Origin of the sequence: Flavobacterium sp. N1736 (assembly GCF_025947065.1) — a bacterium.
Taxonomy (GTDB): Bacteria; Bacteroidota; Bacteroidia; order Flavobacteriales; family Flavobacteriaceae; genus Flavobacterium.
On the sequence record NZ_CP109994.1, the window covers coordinates 4,259,891 to 4,277,708 of the forward strand.

Genomic DNA, 17,818 nt, shown 5'->3' on the forward strand with positions numbered 1-17,818 from the left:
TAATGAGGATTGTTTTTTGTTTTGCAGGTTTTTGTGTCATAAAAAAAGAAGTCGACAGATATTTTAATTTCAGTTGAATTATAAGCGTTAATAAATCTGAATTTTCGTATAATTTTAGGTCTTCCATAAAATAATTTTCATTATTAATTTCTTATCTTTGAATACCCTGAATTTTTGATTTCTACTATTTTTAAAGATAGACGAAAACTTGTTTTTATGGTACCTGACAGCGTTTTTGCTATTTTTTTAAATAAGATCTATTTCTAAAATTTAAAAAAGAAAACCATGCGAAATTCTACTTTTTTATTCCTATTTATTGTGGTAGGTTTTTTAGTGTCTTCTTCTGCTTTTGCCAATACTGAAAAGCTGTTTTTGTCCCATAAATTACCTCTAACGGAGAATATTTTACTTCCAAACAAATCACTTTCAGGGTTTTCTGTTGATAGTGTTTCTATCAATAATTTTTTTGTAAGCTATTCTAAATTAAAGAAATACCAGAAAGATGTTTTAGAACTTTACAAAAAAAGAGGCTACAATACAATTTGGTATGATGATAAAAGAGTTAGTGAATTTGGGCATTTGTTATACGATAAAGTTAATTTGCTAAAAGAGCAGGGAATCGAGAAAAAGATGCCTTATAAAGACGAAATCGACAAGATATTTAATGAAAATGCCACTGATAAACCATCTCAAACAGATACAGAATTATTGCTTACAAGCATGTATGTGTTTTACGCCAGTAATGTCTATTCTGGAGAAGATGCTGCAACATTAAAGAAAATAGGATGGTATTTACCCACCAAAAATATTTCTTATTCACGAATATTAGATTCCCTTATTGTCGATCCGCAACGTCTTAATGAAGATGATCATCTTTTGTTTTCTCAATATTATAAACTTCAGGAAGTATTAAAAAGATACAGAGGTATCGAAAAAAATAATTTGTGGAATAAAATTGATATTGACAGTGCAACTTACAAAGAATTAAAACCAATGGATAGCGCCGCAGTTGTTGGACAAATTAGAGAACGTTTGTTTGTTGTGGGAGATTTAAAACAAAATTCGAAAAGAAATGTTTACGATGAAGAAATGATGGCAGGCGTATTAAACTATAAAAAAAGATATGGTCTTAAATTAAATTATGCTTTAACAAAAGAACATATCGACCAAATGAATGAGCCAATCGCAAACCGCATCAGAAAAATTATGCTCAATATGGAGCGCTGCCGCTGGATACCAACAAAATTAGCCAGAGCAGATGAATATATAATGGTTAATATCCCGTCATTTCGATTGTTTTATGTCAAAAATGGAAAGTATGAACTTGTATCAGATGTTTTTGTGGGAAACAGAATGACGGAGACGGTTATTTTTAGCGGAATGATGGACAAAATTGTATTTAGTCCTTATTGGAATGTTCCGCAAAGTATTATCGATAACGAATTGAAACTCAAAATAGCTGCCGATAAAAACTATCTGGAAGAAAATAATATGGAGTGGAATGGAGGTCGTGTCAGACAAAAACCAGGACCTAAAAATTCGTTGGGATTAGTAAAATTCATGTTCCCAAATCCTAACGATATTTATTTGCATGATACACCAGCCAAGAGTTTGTTTGAATTTGAAAAACGAACATTTAGCCACGGCTGTATAAATGTAAAAGAAGCAAAATCATTGGCATTGGCAATTTTAAAAGATAATCCGGACTGGCCAGTTGAAAAAATAGATAAAGCGATGAGCGGAGAAAAAGAAACGACTTGTGTTCTTAAAAATAAAATTCCAATTTATATTGGATATTTTACGGCTTGGGTAAATGATGAAACCGGCGAAATAAGCTTTTTTGCGGATGTCTATGACAGAGATAAACAACTGGATAAATTACTTTATGCGGATGATGTTGTAATGAAATAAAAAGAAATTTAATTCTGAAAACATTAAAAAATACCCGTTAGATTTATAAAATCTAACGGGTATTTAAAAAAATGGTCTACAAGTTCTTATTCGTATTTTAAGTATTTTAAAATATCTATTTTAGTTACCTGATATGCTTTTGCAGATACAATTAATAGAGTTAAAACCAATAAAGAAATTAACGCAATAGTAAATGGAACTACTGAAATCCCGATTCTGAAAGCAAAATCTTCCAGCCATTTTTGCAGTAAAATATAAGCAGGCACAATTCCGATTGCAAAGCCCAGCAAGCAAAAAACAACATACTGTTTTGATAATTCTTTAAGCAAAACATCGGTTTCTGCGCCAAGGGTTTTTCTGATGGCGATTTCTTTCAAACGTCTTTCCATCGAAAAAGAAGCCAAAGCAAAAAGTCCAAAAACAGCAATAATAATTACAACCAGATTCAGGATAAAAAACAAGTTTTTTTGTTTTACCTGTTCCTCATAAGTTTTGGCAAATCCTTTATTTACAAATTCATAATCAAACGGATAATCCGGATTTATGTTTTTCTCCCAATACGTTTTTAGTTTGGCTAAAGTTTCGGTTAAATTATTAGGAGAAACTTTTACATAAACATTCTGAAAGTTATTCCATTTTAAAGTTCTCAAATTGATAAAAACCATTGGCGAAACTTTATTTTGAAGCCCGGTAAGGTGAAAATCTTTTACAACTCCCACAACTCGAAACTTCATAATTCCATCATCACTTCCCCATCCGGATGTTATTATGGTATTAAGGGGGTGTTTAAGGTTTAATTTTTTAGCCAGAGTTTCATTTATAAGCCAATTATTAATAGTATCCGAAGAAAATTTTGGAGATAAATTTCGACCTTCAACAATTTTAATTTTCATCATTTCCAGAAAACCAAAATCCATTTCAACATTTCTTGGCTGCACAAAAACACCGTTGTGTGTAAAACCAGAACTTGAATTAGTACTGTTTCCGAATGTTCCGGCAAAAGTAGAAACGTCTAACACACCCGGCATTTTACTGATTTCTTGTTTTGTGGTGTAATATGTATTTGCTTTTTTATCTCGATTTGGGTACGTAAACGGAATTCTGATAACCTGATTTCCGCTAAAACCAAGATCTTTATTCATCATATAATCAACCTGAGAATTAACAATCAAAGCCCCGATAATGAAAAAAGCAGCAATACCAAACTGAAAAATAAGCATTGAATTTCGAACCCAAATACCACTTTTACTTCTCGAAAAATTACCTTTTAAAACCTTTAAAGTTTCAAAATTTGAAATATAAATGGCAGGGAATATACCCGCAAGAATAATTACTAATCCAAATATAAAAATAAGCTGCAGGTAAAATTCACCGCCATTCATAGTAAGGTTTTTTGCCAAAAAAGTATTGTAATAAGGTAATGAAAGCTCTACGATCGCTAACGCAAAAAGAATAGACAATGTAACAATAACGGCAGTTTCAAATATAAACTGAGCAATAATTTGCTTTTTACTTGCGCCTACAATTTTACGAACCCCAACTTCCTTAGCGCGTTTTATGGCAGATGCTGTTGCTAAATTGATGTAGTTTACCAATGATAAAACCAAAATCAAAATAGACAAGCCAACCATAATATACAGCAGCTGTAAATTCCCTTTTCCTTCAGGAAAATTTTGCCCGCCGGTAGATTTTGTTCCGTGTAAACGTGCTGTTGCCAATTGATCCAGAATAACTTTAATTTCACCGTTCTCTTTCACATATTGTTCGATAGTCTGTCCGCTTTCTTTTGCATCTTTCAAAGTTCGATTCACGAAATTTACATGCTGCATTTTCTTTAAAACTACCGCAGGATCAGCATTTTTTTTAATTTTAATTAATAACCCGTAATTAAAATTTCCCCAATTATCAAGATCGCTTTCCCTTACAATACCGCCAAAAACATAATTAGGCTCTATAGAACTTGGCTGTACAATATGATATACAGATTTTACAATATAAGACTGATCCTGATAAGTAATAGATTTGCCGATAGGATCATCATTTTTAAAAAGTAATTTTGCCTGATCCTCAGAAATTGCAACACTATTTTTTTCTTTCAGAATATTCTTTTTTGCGCCTTTTACTATCGGAAAAGGAAAAATGTCAAAGAAGTTATTATCTGATACAATTATTTTTTTATCGATTATTTTTTTATCCTGATATTTTATAACAACTTGATTATACCAAAGATTAAAAAAACAAACATTTTCAATTTCAGGAATTGTTGCTTTACAAGTTAGTCCAAAAGGCACCGGATTAGTTGTCCATACATCTCCGGTCATACCTATATCGTTCATAACCTGAAAAGAGTTTTCTTTTTCAGGATTCCATTGATCGTATGCATTTTCATTATTCCAATATAAAATCGCAAAAATTACACCCGCAATTCCAATGCTTAATCCTAAAACATTTAAAAACGAAAACAATTTGTTTTGCCTTAAATGATATATAAATATTTTAAACCAGTTAAAAATCATAGTTTATTTTTTAAAAAACGGTTAGTTAAATAATAGCTAGTATTTTACAAACAAATCCCACCAGGATCATGATTGCGGTAACAATAAATTGAATCATTTTATATTTATTTAGCGTCCATAAAAACATCTACATTTCTCTGATTTAGTTTTTCAGAGAATATCACACCGTCTTTCATATGAATCGTTTTTTGCGAAAACGAAGCATCATAATCAGAGTGGGTTACCATCAAAATTGTGGCACCTTTAGCGTGTAAATCCGTTAAAAGTTCCATTACTTCATTACCATTTTTACTATCCAGATTTCCCGTTGGTTCGTCGGCAAGAATAATTTTTGGATCGTTTACCAAAGCTCTTGCAACCGCAACCCTTTGTTGTTGTCCGCCTGAAAGCTGCTGCGGAAAATGTTTTAATCTGTGCGAAATATTCAATTTCTCAGCGATAGCTTCAATTTTTTGTTTTCTGTCTGAAGATTTTACATTGTTGTAAAGCAAAGGCAATTCGATATTATCATAAACAGAAAGTTCATCGATCAAATTAAAATTCTGAAAAATAAACCCGATGTTTTCTTTACGAACATTCGCTCTTCCTTTTTCCTTTAAACCAACCATTTCCTGATCTAATAATTTATAACTTCCATCGGTAGCGCTGTCTAAAAGCCCGATGATATTTAATAAAGTCGATTTTCCACAACCCGAAGGCCCCATGATTGTTAAAAAATCTCCTTTTTTAATTTCTAAAGAAATTCCGCTTAAAGCAGATGTTTCTACTTCTTCGGTTCTAAAAACTTTGGTTAAATTTTGAATGGTTATCATATTCTTTTAAGGTTTTTAAATGTTATTATTATTTTTTGATTGATGATTGAAACTTTTCTAATTGTGAATTGTTAGTTGTGAACTGTGACTTTGACTGCGACTGATTACTGCGACTAATACTGTGACTGAAAACTGCGACTGAAAACTGACTACTGCGAGCTAATCGACAACTCCTCAATATCTTTATAATCAGAATATGATGAAGTAATCACAGATTCGCCTTCTTTTAAACCTTCAAGAACTTCATAATACGAAGGATTTTCTCTGCCTAATTTTATATTTCTTCTTTCCGCTTTATTTCCTTTTACGACAAAAATCCATTTGCCGGCAGTTTCCTGATTAAAACTTCCTTTTGATACCACTAAAGTTTTGTTTTTTTCTGATAAAATCAGTTTTACACCAAAGCTAAGACCGTCTTGTAAAGTGATATTTTCTTTAGAAACAAAAGCCAATTCTACCGTAAAATGTCCGCTTTTTACTTCCGGAATTACTTTGGTAACCAAAACTTCAAGCGTTTTTCCTTTAAATTCTACCTGACCTTTTAAGCCTTCTCGAATTTTTTCCAGATAAAATTCATCCACTTCCGCGATCAGTTTATAACCTTGTTTAGAATCTATTTTTCCGATGCTTTCACCCGCCTGAAACGTTTTTCCCAAAACAGGTTCAAATGATGTTAATCGACCGGATTCAGGAGCTGTAATCAGGAAATTCTTTTTGTTATTTCTCAAAATATCAAGACTCATTTCCATAGTTTGAATCGAACGGTTAATTTGCGAAATCTGAACCTGATTGCTTTGTTTTTCTTTTTGAATACTTTGCTGAATCGTTTTTTTGCGTTCTTCCTGAAAACGTAAACTTTCCTTAAACGTATTCCAGTCATTTTTCGAAATCACATCTTTAGCAAACAATTTCGAGTTCATGTCGTACAATCTTTTGGCATCATTATAATCGTGTTCGATCAAAACCAAATCTTTATTCAAATTCAATTCCTGATTTCTAATGTTCAGTTTTCCCGTATTCAAATTGTTGATTTGCTCAATAATTGCCGTTTCCTGAGTTAGATAATTCAGTTCCGTATTTGGGTTATACAAACGTGCGAGAGATTGTCCTTTTGTAACCATTGCACCATTTTCGACAAAAATTTCTTTTACAGATCCGCCTTCTGTTACATTCACAAGCATTACATTTAACGGTTCTACTTTTGCCTGAAAAACAACAAAATCTTCAAAAAAGGCTTTTTCAACTTTTTGAATTGTCAGTTCTTCGGTTTTTACATTTAAACTTCTTTTAGTGTTGAAAGAAAAAATAACGACCACAACCAAAGCTAAAAAAATTGCAATTGCTATTGTGAAATACCTAAATTTTCTATTTTTACGAGGAATTACCTTGTCCATGTTTTTGAATAATTTACTGATAATCAATAGGTAAATACTGTGCCATAAAATTTATTATTTGTAAAGTATTGATTTTAAAGAAGCTTTAAAAACCAATCTTAAAAAGGAGTGTTCGATAATGAACAGTTGACCGTTCAAAATCGGACAAAAAATAATACCATGCGAAAAAAACAAGCCCAAATATTAGTCGTTGACGATCAGGAAGAAATTCTTTTTTCGGCAAAAATGATTCTGAAAAAACATTTTGAAACAATTTTTACAGCGAATAGTCCAAAAAAAATCATTTCGATTTTAACCGAAAATGATATAAATGTGGTTTTGTTAGACATGAATTACCGAATTGGTTTTGAAGACGGGCGCGAAGGAATTCATTGGCTAAAAGAAATAAAAACACTTTCGCCGCAAACCGTTGTCATTTTAATGACTGCTTTTGGAAAAATTGATACCGCAGTTGAAGGCATAAAAATTGGCGCTTTTGATTATGTTTTAAAACCGTGGCATAACGAAAAACTACTTGAAACAATTGATAAGGCTGTCGCCGAAAGCAGAAAAAACACGAAAAAAGTTGTCGTTGAAAAAGCCGATAAACGTTATTTTGCTGGCACTTCTGCCAAGATAAAACAAGCGTATTCTATGGCAGAGAAAGTTGCCAGAACAGATGCCAATGTTTTAATTTTAGGTGAAAACGGAACCGGAAAATATGTTTTTGCCGAGTTTATTCATCAAAATTCAGAACGAAAAAATCAGCCTTTTGTACATGTAGATTTAGGTTCTTTGAGTGATAATTTATTCGAAAGTGAACTTTTTGGTTACACCAAAGGAGCTTTTACCGATGCAAAAATTGATACGGCCGGAAGATTTGAAACGGCACAAAACGGAACTATTTTTTTGGATGAAATAGGAAATATTCCGTTGCATTTGCAATCAAAATTATTGCATGTTTTACAAACCAAAACCGTAACACGTTTGGGCGAAAGCAAAGCCAGGCCTTTAAATGTTCGCATAATTGCTGCAACAAACAGCGATATTAAAGCAGAGGTAAAAAACAAAACATTCCGCGAAGATTTGCTGTATCGCATCAACACAATGGAAATAAATTTGCCGTCATTAAGAGAGCGAAAAGATGATATTGTTCCGATGGCGCATTTTATTTTAGAACAAATTGCCGAAAAATACAATCACGAAAATTGGCGTTTTGAAGATAATGTTGCGCCGTATTTAGAAAAATATCCGTGGAAAGGAAATATCCGTGAAATGGAAAATAAAATCGAGCGCGCATTGATTTTGGCAGATAATAATACAATTTCTGTACAAGATCTGGATATTCTTGATTTTGAAGATATTCAAGAAAACGATGATAATCCATTATCAGAAATGGAAAAAAGTGCTATCGAAAAGGCATTGTTTAAACACAATGGAAATATCAGTAAAACAGCCGAAGAATTGGGTTTGTCGAGAGCTGCATTATATAGAAGAATTGAAAAATACGATTTAAAAAATACTTAAATAGTTTTATAATAGATTGAAGGATTAAAAAGGGTTTAATTATACTCTCGCAGATTTTGCAGATTAAGCGGATTCCATTTTAATCTAATTTTATCTGCTAAATCTGCCGAATCTGCGAGAGAATTATATCAGGTAAAAAATCATTTTTAAGATTTTAAACTACGGCAATAAAAAATAAAATATGAAGAATTGGAAATTCTATAATGCCCTATTTGTTAGAGTCATATTTGTTATGATGCTCTTTTTTGTTTGTGTTTTTTTGATCTACAAAATGTTTTATTATAACGCACTTTTGGTTGGATTTTTTGGTGTTGTAATGTTGTTTGAAATCTATTTTTATATCAAAAACAAAGTGCTGTTTTATGACAGAACATTCCTTTCAATGCTAAAAAATGATTTTTCGACCAATTTTCCGGAAGAGAATAAAAAGGATAGTTTTAAAAATCTATATCTTCTTTATGAAACTTTAAAAGTTCAGCAGCAAGAACAAACATCGAAAGAAATTGTGTATCAATCGATTTTGAATAATATCGAAACGGGAGTTTTAATTTTAGAAAAAAACAGTGAAGATTGGAATATTTTTTTGATGAACGAATGTTTTTCAGATTTGTTTAAAGTTCCGAAAGTAAGCCATTGGAAATACCTCAAAAATTATCTGCCGTCATTTTGCAATGAAATTGAGAAAACGGATTTTTCCGAATTAAAATCGGCGATTTCAATAAAAATTGAAGAACAGGATTTACAGACTTTTATTTTGCAAACGTCTCTCACAAGAACATATAACAAAGAATATTATATCATTTTACTCGATAGTATTCAGCGTGTAATTGAGAAAAAAGAAAAAGAAGCGTGGATTAATTTGATGAAGATTATTTCGCATGAATTAATGAATTCTCTAACACCAATTCGTGCGCTTTCGCAGAATTTACTCCAAATTGTCGATCAGGAAAAACTCGAAGAAGACGATTTTGACGACATCAAAAGCAGTATTTCAACCATAATAAACAGAAGCGATCATTTGCAGGTTTTTGTCGAAAATTACAGAAAGCTCGCCATGTTGCCAACGCCAACAAAAGTAATGACACCAATAAATGCGCTTTTTGATGATTGCCTTCGAATTATGAACCCGATTTTAAAAACAGAAAATATCGAATTAATAAATGAAATTAATAGTTCACGTTCTATTTTAATCGATAAAAACCAAATGGAACAGGTAATTATCAATTTGATTACCAATAGTATTTATGCCTTAAAAGAGAAACCGGAAAAGAAAATGTTTCTGTCAAGTTATACAGAAAACAACCGATTTTTTATCACGATATCAGACAACGGAAAAGGAATCGATTCTGAGATTAGAGACAAAGTATTTCTGCCATTTTTTACCACCAGAAAAGACGGCGCAGGAATTGGTTTAACGCTTTCTAAAAACATCATCGAAGCGCACGGCGGTTATTTAAGCTACCAGACAGATGAAGATAAAACGAGTTTTGTTATTTGTTTGATTTGATCGACATCTCCTGCAAGGTTTTCAAAACCTTGTAGGTATGTGTATATGCGTTTTATTAATATTATTTTTCAGAGATTATAATAATTAAACCTACAAGGTTTTGGAAACCTTGCAGGACCCTAAAGTGAAAAATTTAAAATTCAACTTCCGGCTGCCAAAAGTGTTTTTCAAAATCTACAATCTGATTATTGATTACTTCAATACCTTCACTTTCCAACAGCTGCTGCATTAAATTCGTTCCGTCAAAGTGGAATTTTCCGGTCAAAAGTCCTTTGCGGTTTACGACTCTGTGAGCAGGAATATCATCCATATTATGACACGCATTCATTGCCCAGCCAACCATTCGGGCAGAACGAGCCGTGCCTAAAGCTTTTGCAATTGCACCAAAAGAAGTTACTTTTCCGTATGGAATTTGTCTGGCGATTGCATAAACTTTTTCAAAAAAATTATCTTCAGCCATAATTTATTTTTTTGCCACAGATTACAGGATTAAAAAGATTTTCTATAATATAGTTTTCTCGCAGATCGGGCAGATAAAAATGATTTTAAATAACTTGCTAAATCTGCTTGAAATTAAATCATTTTAATACTGTAATCTGTGGTTTATATTATCCGAAATAATAATTCAAAATATTAAAAAGCGTCACCACAGCAACTAAACCTGTAATACTTCCAATAATAGTATTCATGTTACGCATTAGATAATCGGTTTTCTTTTCGATTCTTCCAAAGAAAGCAACATAACTGTAAAGCGCTGCAAAAGAACCTAAAACAGAACCCAATACAAAAGTAAAAATAATGTTGTTTTCAAACTCAAAAAGATGGTAAGAAGCCAAAGTAACACTTACCACAACATAATATGGAATTGGAAAAAAATTCAAACCGGAAAGAAGCATTCCTAAAAAGAAACGGCTTTTTTTACTGCTCTTTTTAATCTTCGATTTTTTTTTGGTTTTTGGTTCTTTGGCAAGAAACAAAAAGTAGATCGTTAAAATAGAGAAAATAACAAAACCTACTTCGCGTAATAAAGTCACAACATCTGGACGATTGTCAATGACGTGAGCAAATAAAACCGCCAGATAAACCTGAAAAAAAATAACGACAACCGCACCAACAACAAACCATAAAGCATTCTTTTTTCCTTCTTTCAAGTTTATTTTGGCTGCCGTCATGTTAAGTAAGCCAGGCGGTATAATTCCGATGAAAGCAGCAATAAAACCTGAAAGTAATGGAGTAAGTAAGGCCATTCAGTTGTTTATGGGTTCGTAAATTCTTTTTAAAATTAAATCAATCTTTAATTTTGAAGCGAATATACGTAATTGCCTTATTAATTTCTAAATATTGTTTCTCATAAAATGTCTGAAAAGCAGTAACTTCTTCCGGACTTCCTTCGTTTGTATACACATTATGATTTGCGTATAAAACCTCATGTCCTTCTCCGTGAAGTAATCCCAGCGTATAACCGTGCATAAATTCGCTGTCGGTTTTAAGATTTACAACACCGTCTTTTTTAAGGATTTTTTTATACAATTTCAAAAATTCAGAATTCGTCATTCTGTGTTTTGTTCTCTTGTATTTAATTTGCGGATCCGGAAAAGTAATCCAGATTTCATCCACTTCATTTTCATTAAAAATATGATCGATTAACTCGATTTGAGTTCGAATAAAAGCAACATTATGCAATCCGGTTTCAACGGCAGTTTTTGCACCTCTCCAGAAACGCGCGCCTTTAATGTCAATTCCGATAAAATTTTTGTTTGGATATCTTTCTGCTAATCCAACAGAATATTCTCCTTTTCCGCATCCTAATTCTAAAACTAAAGGATTGTCATTTTTAAAGAAATCAGAATTCCATTTTCCTTTTAAAGGCATTAAATCGCCTACAACTTCTTCTCTTGTTGGTTGAAAAACGTTTTGAAATGTTTCGTTTTCCCTGAATCTTTTTAGTTTATTTTTACTTCCCACTTGTACAAAAATTTTCGGCAAAATTAAGGAATATAAACGGAATGATTGTTGGGCAATTGTGTTTAAATTTTTTACCACGAATTACACTAATTTTCGCGAATTTTTTTTGCCACAGATTTCACAGATTAAAATGATTATTTTTTCTAATCTGTGAGAATCTGTGAAATCTGTGGCATACTTTTTTACCCATAATGCGGTTCAGTAATTGGTTTTAATTTTGGATCAAGCGTTTCATCGTGTTGCGATAAATCAAGACCAATGTGTTCGTTTTCTTCAGAAACACGCAACGGGATTATAAAATTGGTTACTTTAAACAAGAAATAAGCGCCGAAGAAAGTAAATATCGAAACCAAAACCAAAGCCATCATATGATGTGCAAATACGTTCCAGCCGCCATGTAGCAAACTTGCATCTTCGCCATGAGCAAAAATCGCAGTCAGAATCATTCCCATAATTCCGCCAACACCGTGACAGGCAAAAACATCTAAAGTATCATCAAATCTTTTTGATAAACGACAATTTACAACTGTATTTGAAACCAAAGCCGTAACGAATCCGAAAAACATACTTTCAGGAACAGATACAAATCCTGCAGCCGGCGTTATAGCAACTAAACCAACAACAGCGCCAATACAAGCGCCAAGCGCCGAAACTTTTCTGCCATTCATTCGATCAAAGAAAACCCACGTTAACATGGCTGCGGCCGATGATGTTGTAGTCGTTGCAAAAGCCATTGCGGCAGTTCCGTTTGCAGCAAGTGCCGATCCGGCGTTGAAACCAAACCATCCAAACCATAACATTCCAGTTCCTAATAATACAAACGGAATATTGGTTGGTATATGCTGGCTGTTTTTTCTTTTTCCTAAAACGAGAACTCCCGCCAAAGCAGCAAATCCTGAACTCATGTGTACAACTGTTCCTCCGGCGAAATCTTTTACGCCAAAATAACTTCCTAAAATTCCTGTTGGATACCAAACCGAATGGCATAAAGGTGCATAAATGAAAATCGTAAATAAACTAATAAAAAGTAAATACGAGATAAAACGAACGCGTTCTGCAAACGAACCTGTAATAATCGCCGGTGCAATAATCGCAAATTTCATTTGAAACAAAGCAAACAGCATAAACGGAATCGTACTTGCTAATTTTTTATGAGGTAAAACGCCCACATAATCCATAAAAGCAAATGTGGTTGGATTACCAAAGAAACTATAAAAATGATCTCCTGAGCCAAAACCTACAGGATCTCCAAAAGCCAGACTAAAAGCCACTACAACCCATAAAAGAGTTACAACGCCCAAACAAATAAAACTTTGCAACATGGTCGAAATCACATTTTTTCGGCCTACCATTCCGCCGTAAAAGAAAGATAATCCCGGCGTCATGATTAAAACCAGACAGCAGGAAGTTAACATCCAGGCAACATCAGCAGGAACTATGTGATCTGTTGTACCAAATTCTGACAATATGTAACTATTTTCGGTAACGGTTGGCCAAAATGCACCCGTAATACAAACAATACTTATAATAATAAAGGAGATGATCCAGCGTTTTTCTATTTTCATTTTTCAAATACTTTATTGAACCCTATTTTTTTTGGGGTCAAAGTTAAAAAAAAATCAATATTTAGATTTTCAGGGCTGAAAAAATAGAGGCTTGGCTTTTATTTTAGTCGATTTTGTAAAATTCGATTAGTTTTTTTGAGACAATCTTATTTTAAACTTCTAATTTACGACTAATATTGTCAATTGTATTATAATTAATTTGATATTTGGTTTTGTAAAACGCCAGAAAAGTTAGGATTATAATAAGAAACACTCAAATTGTTTATTTTTTCTTTAGCTTGTCAATTAAAACGTCTTCAACTGGAGATTTTAATTTGGTTACGGCATCAACTTCATCGTTCGGAATTGTCATGGATAAAACATAATGTTGAATTTTCCATTCTTTTCCCACTTTCACTAAAACTCCTGATCCTCGACAGATTTTCATTTGAGTATTTAGCAATTCATCAAACCAGGCAATTTTCCCCGATTTATCAAAAAAGATATGACGTTCTAAAGCCGTGAAACTCCAAGTTGTTCCTTTGTCGAAAAAAGGTTTTGCCCAAACTTGAAACTCTTTTTTTGTCCAGTTTTCTGTAGCATCAGTTCCTATATAAATCGCGTCATCGTTTAATGCAGAAAAATAAGCATCGAATTTTACATCGGCAGCGGCTTTGTGCCACGCGTCAAGCGTTTGGTTGATTTTGTCTTTTTCGGCATTTTGCGCATTCGCGAAAGCAGAAATGAATAATAGAAGCAGGATTGATTTTTTCATATAAAGTTTGTTTTGGTTAAAGTTAGCAAATATTGTAGTAATCTTGCAAAGTTGCAAAGTCGCAAAGTTTTTTTGCTGCAAATCATTTCACGCAGATTTTAAAAGATTTAAGCAGATATATGCGGATGATTTTCTATCAAATTTAATTAAAAAAATCTGCTTAGATCTCTGTAATCTGCGTGAAACAAAAACTTTGCAGATTAGCGTTTTTACGAAAGATAATAAGTTAAAACTTATAGTATCTTATATCACTTATATGGTTTAATTAGTATATTTGAGGGCTTTAAAAATCTACATTATGAATCCAAAAATACTTATCAGTTCGTTAGTTCTTTCTTCAATACTTTTTACTTCTTGCAAAAAAGAATTAGAACCGCAGGAAAACACTCCAACATCAGAATTGGTAAAATTAGGATTGATGAAAGATACCACAAAAGTGAATTCTGTAGTTCAAAACCCGGTTCAGACAAATCCAAATACAGTTTTAAGTTCAAATGCCGGATTAAATCCCGCACACGGACAACCAGGACACAGATGTGATATTGCTGTTGGCGCGCCATTAAATTCAGCTCCAACACAAGGACAAACTGCAACTGTACAGCAGGCAGCACCACAAGCTGTTCAGGTAAATGCGCCTCAGCAAAATGTGGTTACAACTACAACCGCAGCGCCTGTGAAAGTAGCAAAAGGAATGAATCCGTCGCACGGACAACCCGGACACAGATGTGATATTCCGGTTGGAGCGCCTTTAAATTCTCCGGTTGCAGCAAAACAAACAACGACAAATACAGCACAAAGCGGAAGCACTTCGCAAACTTTTACCGTTACGCCGCCAGCAAATAACAATGCAGTTCCGTCTTTATTAAGTACCGAAACCCCAACGGTTGCCGAAGGCATGAATCCCGCGCACGGACAACCCGGACATCGTTGCGATATTGCCGTAGGAGCACCGTTACCGAAATCGTAAAGAGAAGGTACAAAGGTACAGAGTGACAAAGGGACAAAGATGCAGAGAAAACTTAGCACCTTTGTCCCTTTGTAACTATGTATCTTAAATTTAATGTTCTTTCATTTTCTCAAAAGTAGTGGTAAGCGATTTTTTTGCTTTTGCCAAAGCGCCACTAAAAGCTTTTTCAATAGTATCGGCGTGTTCTGTTACGGTTAGAGGCTGTAATTTTGCAGTACGAACTTCAATTACACATTTTTTATCGTTTAAGCTGAATTTCTCGCCATTTTCATCTCCAAAATGCACTTCAACGCGGGTAATTTTTTCTTCAAAACGAGTTAAACCTTTTTCTAATTCTTCAGAAAAATAAGTTGCTAATCTTTCGTGTCCTTCGATGTTTTTGTCTGTATTGATTTGAATTTTCATATTGGTTTATATTTAATGATTAATCTCAAAGCTATTTTATTTAAGATGAAAAGCCAAGTGAGTTAATAAAACATTATGAAAAAATAGTTAAAAATTTCAAGACCATTTTTGCCAGACTTAGCGATTTTGAAATGTTATTATGGAACGCGGATTTAACGAATTCACTTCGTGAAAACGCGGATAAAAACAGATTTTTTTACTTGTATTTTTTGTCAGGTTGAGCGGAGTCGATCCCGAAACTTCGGGACCGTAATAATAAACAAACTAAAAATTAAGATATTTTAGATTGATGAATAAATCCTACTAATTAGAAATGTTTATTTGGTATCTTCGCAGTCCTAAATATCGAGATTATGAACACAACAAAACTTTTTGCCCGTATGGTACGCTGGCGGTATTGGAAACAACCACAACGCGTTCTCGAAAGCGTAGGACAGCTAACCCATACGGGTTTTATATTTCCTAAATTCCGAGATTATGAGTACCAAAACCCTTTCAAAAGAAGCCGAAGCCCGGATTATTGACTTTTTCAACAAATCAGTCGATCCAGAAAGCCTGGCAAAAACAATTAGAAAACTAAATTATGTTCTTGCTTTAAGCACACTGCAAGAATGCCAAACTCTGCAAATTAACAAAACAAGCGTCGAAGATGGTTTTTATTGGCTCAATCAATTAGCCGAAATTTTAAATCCGTATTTGGATGTTGAATGATTAAGATTTAGATATTAAATGAAAAGCCACTGTGAAGTGGTTTTTTTTATTTTGTTTTCTTTTTTCGCCTGCTTTGTCATTCCGAAGAATGAAGGAATCGCACGAGAAACTTCGTTGTAATTGTTAAACTTGTCTTTCTGCAATTGCTTTTTCAATTTCAAGAATACACGAATCTAAATTCTTTTTGATATCGTTACTCCAAAAACGTAAAATTTTCCAGTTTTGAGATTCTAAATATGTATTGACTTCTATATCTCGTTGCATATTTCGTTCGATTTTTTTGATCCAGAATTCAGGATTAGTTTGTGGTTTTTTTCGGGTTTCCCAATCTTTCCCGTGAAAGAATTCTGAATCTACGAAAATGGCAATTTTTAATTTTTTGAATGTGAAGTCCGGTTTGCCGAAAACTGTTTTATTATTTTTTCTGTATCTGTAACCTAGATTCCATAATGTTTTTGCCAAACGAACTTCGGCTTTTGTTGCTGTGCTTTTGATGGCGCGCATGTTTTTTGAGCGTTGTTCAGGATTATGGACATCCATGATAATTTTAGTTAATTATTTCTAATTATTTTATTTTTGTCGTTGGCGAACTACGTTTATAAAGTCTTGAAGGTTTAATAAATTAACTTGTTGGGAAGCCGTAAAAGTTTCCTTCAAAGATTGTGGAATTACAAGTTGCAGATTTTGTGCAAACATTTCGTCAGTTTGATTTACGCTTATTGCTGGTTCTAAAGTGATTAAATGTTTCTGAGAAGTAATTCTCTCTGCTTCTGACAAAACTTGTCTCCATCTATCTTTTGCCGTAGTCTTAACACCAAGCATCGTCAATAATTCAACAGGGAAATCTGGATCATGATAATTTGTTATCGACGGGAAAAGAAAATCAGGTTTGTTATTCCTTTCTGTTTTTGCTCCCTTAGAAAAACGTATTTCCTGAAATTTAAAAATAGATGCGAGATGGTTTTCAAAAGCAAAACCGGCACGAGATTTTCTTCTATTCTGAACACTTAATGAAAATGAAATAAAATCGTCTACGTCGATCTTATTTTCTCCAAATCCTTGTTCAAGTTTTTTTGATACAATATGTTTCTCAAGTGTTTTGAAAAGTATTTCTTCTCTTTCAAGCCAAGCAATTAAGGTTTTATCAGGTTCTTCAAAGGGGGAGACATTATTAACTGTCGAACGGGCAAAATCTGAAAAGATCGCTGTCGAAGGAAATTGACCTTTAAATGTTGTAAGTATCAAGTCTAAAAAATCTGGCTCAGTTTCATCGATTTCAAAACCAAGTGAATTAAGAATGTACTTTCCTGCAAAATTAAGTTTGATGTCATTTGAGGAAATATCACGGAAAATAAATTTGTTTCCAATATCTCCTATTTCAAAAAGCCAAAGCAATTGCTGTTCCGCTGTTGTTCCTGTTGGAGCTACTACCACAGCTAATTTATTATCATGTGTTAATCCAATTAATAAAAAATCACCAACATTAGCCTTTTCCATAATTTGTGTTGTGGAATAATAGAGGCGAAATTCATTTCTTTTGGGATCATTTTCTCGTGCGTTATACCAAGTTAAGGAACCTACCTCATTTAATATAGTTTCTTCATTATCAGTTAGGTATATAAAAACACCTTCATATGTAGATCTTCCCGTGCCTAAAATAGATTTAAATTCATTAATACCATTGAATTCGTGTTGGTTAGAAACTTGGGGATCAACTTCAACTTGACTAAGTTTTTTTGCGACTATGCCTTTAAAGTATTTTGAAAGAAGACCATTTTCCATTATTAATAAAAATTAAAATTAAT

16 protein-coding genes are annotated in these 17,818 nt (G+C 33.1%); 5 read left to right on the forward strand and 11 right to left on the reverse strand.

Annotation, left to right across the window (positions count from 1 at the left end; all coding sequences use genetic code 11):
* The first annotated feature begins 285 nt into the window (after positions 1–285).
* On the forward strand, positions 286–1,911 hold the full coding sequence (locus OLM54_RS18035; protein WP_264535945.1) for a L,D-transpeptidase family protein: 1,626 nt from the start codon (positions 286–288) through the stop codon (positions 1,909–1,911).
* 86 nt (positions 1,912–1,997) lie between these two features.
* Here the strand turns inward: OLM54_RS18035 and OLM54_RS18040 are convergent, their stop codons facing one another.
* The 3 genes from OLM54_RS18040 to OLM54_RS18050 form a co-directional block, all read right to left on the reverse strand.
* Positions 1,998–4,427: an ABC transporter permease gene (locus OLM54_RS18040; RefSeq protein WP_264535946.1), complete on the reverse strand. Its 2,430-nt coding sequence runs from the start codon at positions 4,425–4,427 to the stop codon at positions 1,998–2,000.
* Between the two features lie 104 nt (positions 4,428–4,531).
* Positions 4,532–5,239 carry an ABC transporter ATP-binding protein gene (locus tag OLM54_RS18045; RefSeq protein ID WP_264535947.1) on the reverse strand — a complete coding sequence of 236 codons (708 nt, stop codon included), beginning with the start codon at positions 5,237–5,239 and terminating at the stop codon, positions 4,532–4,534.
* A 149-nt stretch (positions 5,240–5,388) separates the two neighbouring features.
* Positions 5,389–6,633: an efflux RND transporter periplasmic adaptor subunit gene (locus tag OLM54_RS18050; RefSeq protein WP_264535948.1), complete on the reverse strand. Its 1,245-nt coding sequence runs from the start codon at positions 6,631–6,633 to the stop codon at positions 5,389–5,391.
* Between the two features lie 159 nt (positions 6,634–6,792).
* Between OLM54_RS18050 and OLM54_RS18055 the strand changes: the two genes are divergently transcribed.
* Both OLM54_RS18055 and OLM54_RS18060 read left to right on the forward strand, forming a co-directional pair.
* Entirely contained in the window at positions 6,793–8,139 is a 1,347-nt protein-coding gene (locus OLM54_RS18055) for a sigma-54-dependent transcriptional regulator (protein WP_264535949.1), read from the forward strand.
* Positions 8,140–8,320: 181 nt separating this feature from the next.
* The gene (locus OLM54_RS18060) at positions 8,321–9,646 is read left to right on the forward strand and encodes a sensor histidine kinase (protein WP_264535950.1); all 1,326 of its coding nucleotides are present in this window, start codon (positions 8,321–8,323) and stop codon (positions 9,644–9,646) included.
* A gap of 133 nt (positions 9,647–9,779) precedes the next feature.
* Here the strand turns inward: OLM54_RS18060 and OLM54_RS18065 are convergent, their stop codons facing one another.
* The 5 genes from OLM54_RS18065 to OLM54_RS18085 all read right to left on the reverse strand — a co-directional run bounded on the left by OLM54_RS18065 (position 9,780) and on the right by OLM54_RS18085 (position 13,930).
* Positions 9,780–10,106 carry an MGMT family protein gene (locus OLM54_RS18065; protein ID WP_264535951.1) on the reverse strand — a complete coding sequence of 109 codons (327 nt, stop codon included), beginning with the start codon at positions 10,104–10,106 and terminating at the stop codon, positions 9,780–9,782.
* A 148-nt stretch (positions 10,107–10,254) separates the two neighbouring features.
* On the reverse strand, positions 10,255–10,893 hold the full coding sequence (locus OLM54_RS18070; RefSeq protein WP_264535952.1) for a LysE family transporter: 639 nt from the start codon (positions 10,891–10,893) through the stop codon (positions 10,255–10,257).
* A 40-nt stretch (positions 10,894–10,933) separates the two neighbouring features.
* Complete coding sequence (trmB, locus tag OLM54_RS18075; RefSeq protein WP_059114995.1) at positions 10,934–11,611, reverse strand: tRNA (guanosine(46)-N7)-methyltransferase TrmB; 678 nt, start codon at positions 11,609–11,611, stop codon at positions 10,934–10,936.
* 182 nt (positions 11,612–11,793) lie between these two features.
* A complete protein-coding gene (locus OLM54_RS18080) occupies positions 11,794–13,176 on the reverse strand; it encodes an ammonium transporter (RefSeq protein WP_264535953.1) in 1,383 nt (460 codons plus the stop codon).
* A gap of 262 nt (positions 13,177–13,438) precedes the next feature.
* The gene (locus OLM54_RS18085) at positions 13,439–13,930 is read right to left on the reverse strand and encodes a nuclear transport factor 2 family protein (RefSeq protein ID WP_264535954.1); all 492 of its coding nucleotides are present in this window, start codon (positions 13,928–13,930) and stop codon (positions 13,439–13,441) included.
* 298 nt (positions 13,931–14,228) lie between these two features.
* Here OLM54_RS18085 and OLM54_RS18090 point away from each other — a divergent pair, with 298 nt between their 5' ends.
* A complete protein-coding gene (locus tag OLM54_RS18090; RefSeq protein WP_264535955.1) occupies positions 14,229–14,897 on the forward strand; it encodes a hypothetical protein in 669 nt (222 codons plus the stop codon).
* 90 nt (positions 14,898–14,987) lie between these two features.
* Here the strand turns inward: OLM54_RS18090 and OLM54_RS18095 are convergent, their stop codons facing one another.
* Positions 14,988–15,302: an HPF/RaiA family ribosome-associated protein gene (locus tag OLM54_RS18095; protein WP_264535956.1), complete on the reverse strand. Its 315-nt coding sequence runs from the start codon at positions 15,300–15,302 to the stop codon at positions 14,988–14,990.
* A 477-nt stretch (positions 15,303–15,779) separates the two neighbouring features.
* Between OLM54_RS18095 and OLM54_RS18100 the strand changes: the two genes are divergently transcribed.
* Positions 15,780–16,013, forward strand: coding sequence for a hypothetical protein (locus OLM54_RS18100; protein WP_264535957.1), 234 nt, complete (start codon positions 15,780–15,782; stop codon positions 16,011–16,013).
* Between the two features lie 123 nt (positions 16,014–16,136).
* Here the strand turns inward: OLM54_RS18100 and OLM54_RS18105 are convergent, their stop codons facing one another.
* Both OLM54_RS18105 and OLM54_RS18110 read right to left on the reverse strand, forming a co-directional pair.
* Positions 16,137–16,553: a very short patch repair endonuclease gene (locus tag OLM54_RS18105; protein WP_264535958.1), complete on the reverse strand. Its 417-nt coding sequence runs from the start codon at positions 16,551–16,553 to the stop codon at positions 16,137–16,139.
* 30 nt (positions 16,554–16,583) lie between these two features.
* Positions 16,584–17,795 (reverse strand): type II restriction endonuclease, encoded by a 1,212-nt coding sequence (locus OLM54_RS18110; RefSeq protein ID WP_264535959.1) that lies wholly within the window; start codon positions 17,793–17,795, stop codon positions 16,584–16,586.
* Positions 17,796–17,818: the final 23 nt, after the last annotated feature.

Coding starts and splice junctions, on each gene's coding strand:
- OLM54_RS18035 (WP_264535945.1), top strand. CDS start 286: ATGCGAAATTCTACTTTTTTATTCCTATTTATTGTGGTAGGTTTTTTA.
- OLM54_RS18040 (WP_264535946.1), bottom strand. CDS start 4,427: ATGATTTTTAACTGGTTTAAAATATTTATATATCATTTAAGGCAAAAC.
- OLM54_RS18045 (WP_264535947.1), bottom strand. CDS start 5,239: ATGATAACCATTCAAAATTTAACCAAAGTTTTTAGAACCGAAGAAGTA.
- OLM54_RS18050 (WP_264535948.1), bottom strand. CDS start 6,633: ATGGACAAGGTAATTCCTCGTAAAAATAGAAAATTTAGGTATTTCACA.
- OLM54_RS18055 (WP_264535949.1), top strand. CDS start 6,793: ATGCGAAAAAAACAAGCCCAAATATTAGTCGTTGACGATCAGGAAGAA.
- OLM54_RS18060 (WP_264535950.1), top strand. CDS start 8,321: ATGAAGAATTGGAAATTCTATAATGCCCTATTTGTTAGAGTCATATTT.
- OLM54_RS18065 (WP_264535951.1), bottom strand. CDS start 10,106: ATGGCTGAAGATAATTTTTTTGAAAAAGTTTATGCAATCGCCAGACAA.
- OLM54_RS18070 (WP_264535952.1), bottom strand. CDS start 10,893: ATGGCCTTACTTACTCCATTACTTTCAGGTTTTATTGCTGCTTTCATC.
- OLM54_RS18080 (WP_264535953.1), bottom strand. CDS start 13,176: ATGAAAATAGAAAAACGCTGGATCATCTCCTTTATTATTATAAGTATT.
- OLM54_RS18085 (WP_264535954.1), bottom strand. CDS start 13,930: ATGAAAAAATCAATCCTGCTTCTATTATTCATTTCTGCTTTCGCGAAT.
- OLM54_RS18090 (WP_264535955.1), top strand. CDS start 14,229: ATGAATCCAAAAATACTTATCAGTTCGTTAGTTCTTTCTTCAATACTT.
- OLM54_RS18095 (WP_264535956.1), bottom strand. CDS start 15,302: ATGAAAATTCAAATCAATACAGACAAAAACATCGAAGGACACGAAAGA.
- OLM54_RS18100 (WP_264535957.1), top strand. CDS start 15,780: ATGAGTACCAAAACCCTTTCAAAAGAAGCCGAAGCCCGGATTATTGAC.
- OLM54_RS18105 (WP_264535958.1), bottom strand. CDS start 16,553: ATGGATGTCCATAATCCTGAACAACGCTCAAAAAACATGCGCGCCATC.
- OLM54_RS18110 (WP_264535959.1), bottom strand. CDS start 17,795: ATGGAAAATGGTCTTCTTTCAAAATACTTTAAAGGCATAGTCGCAAAA.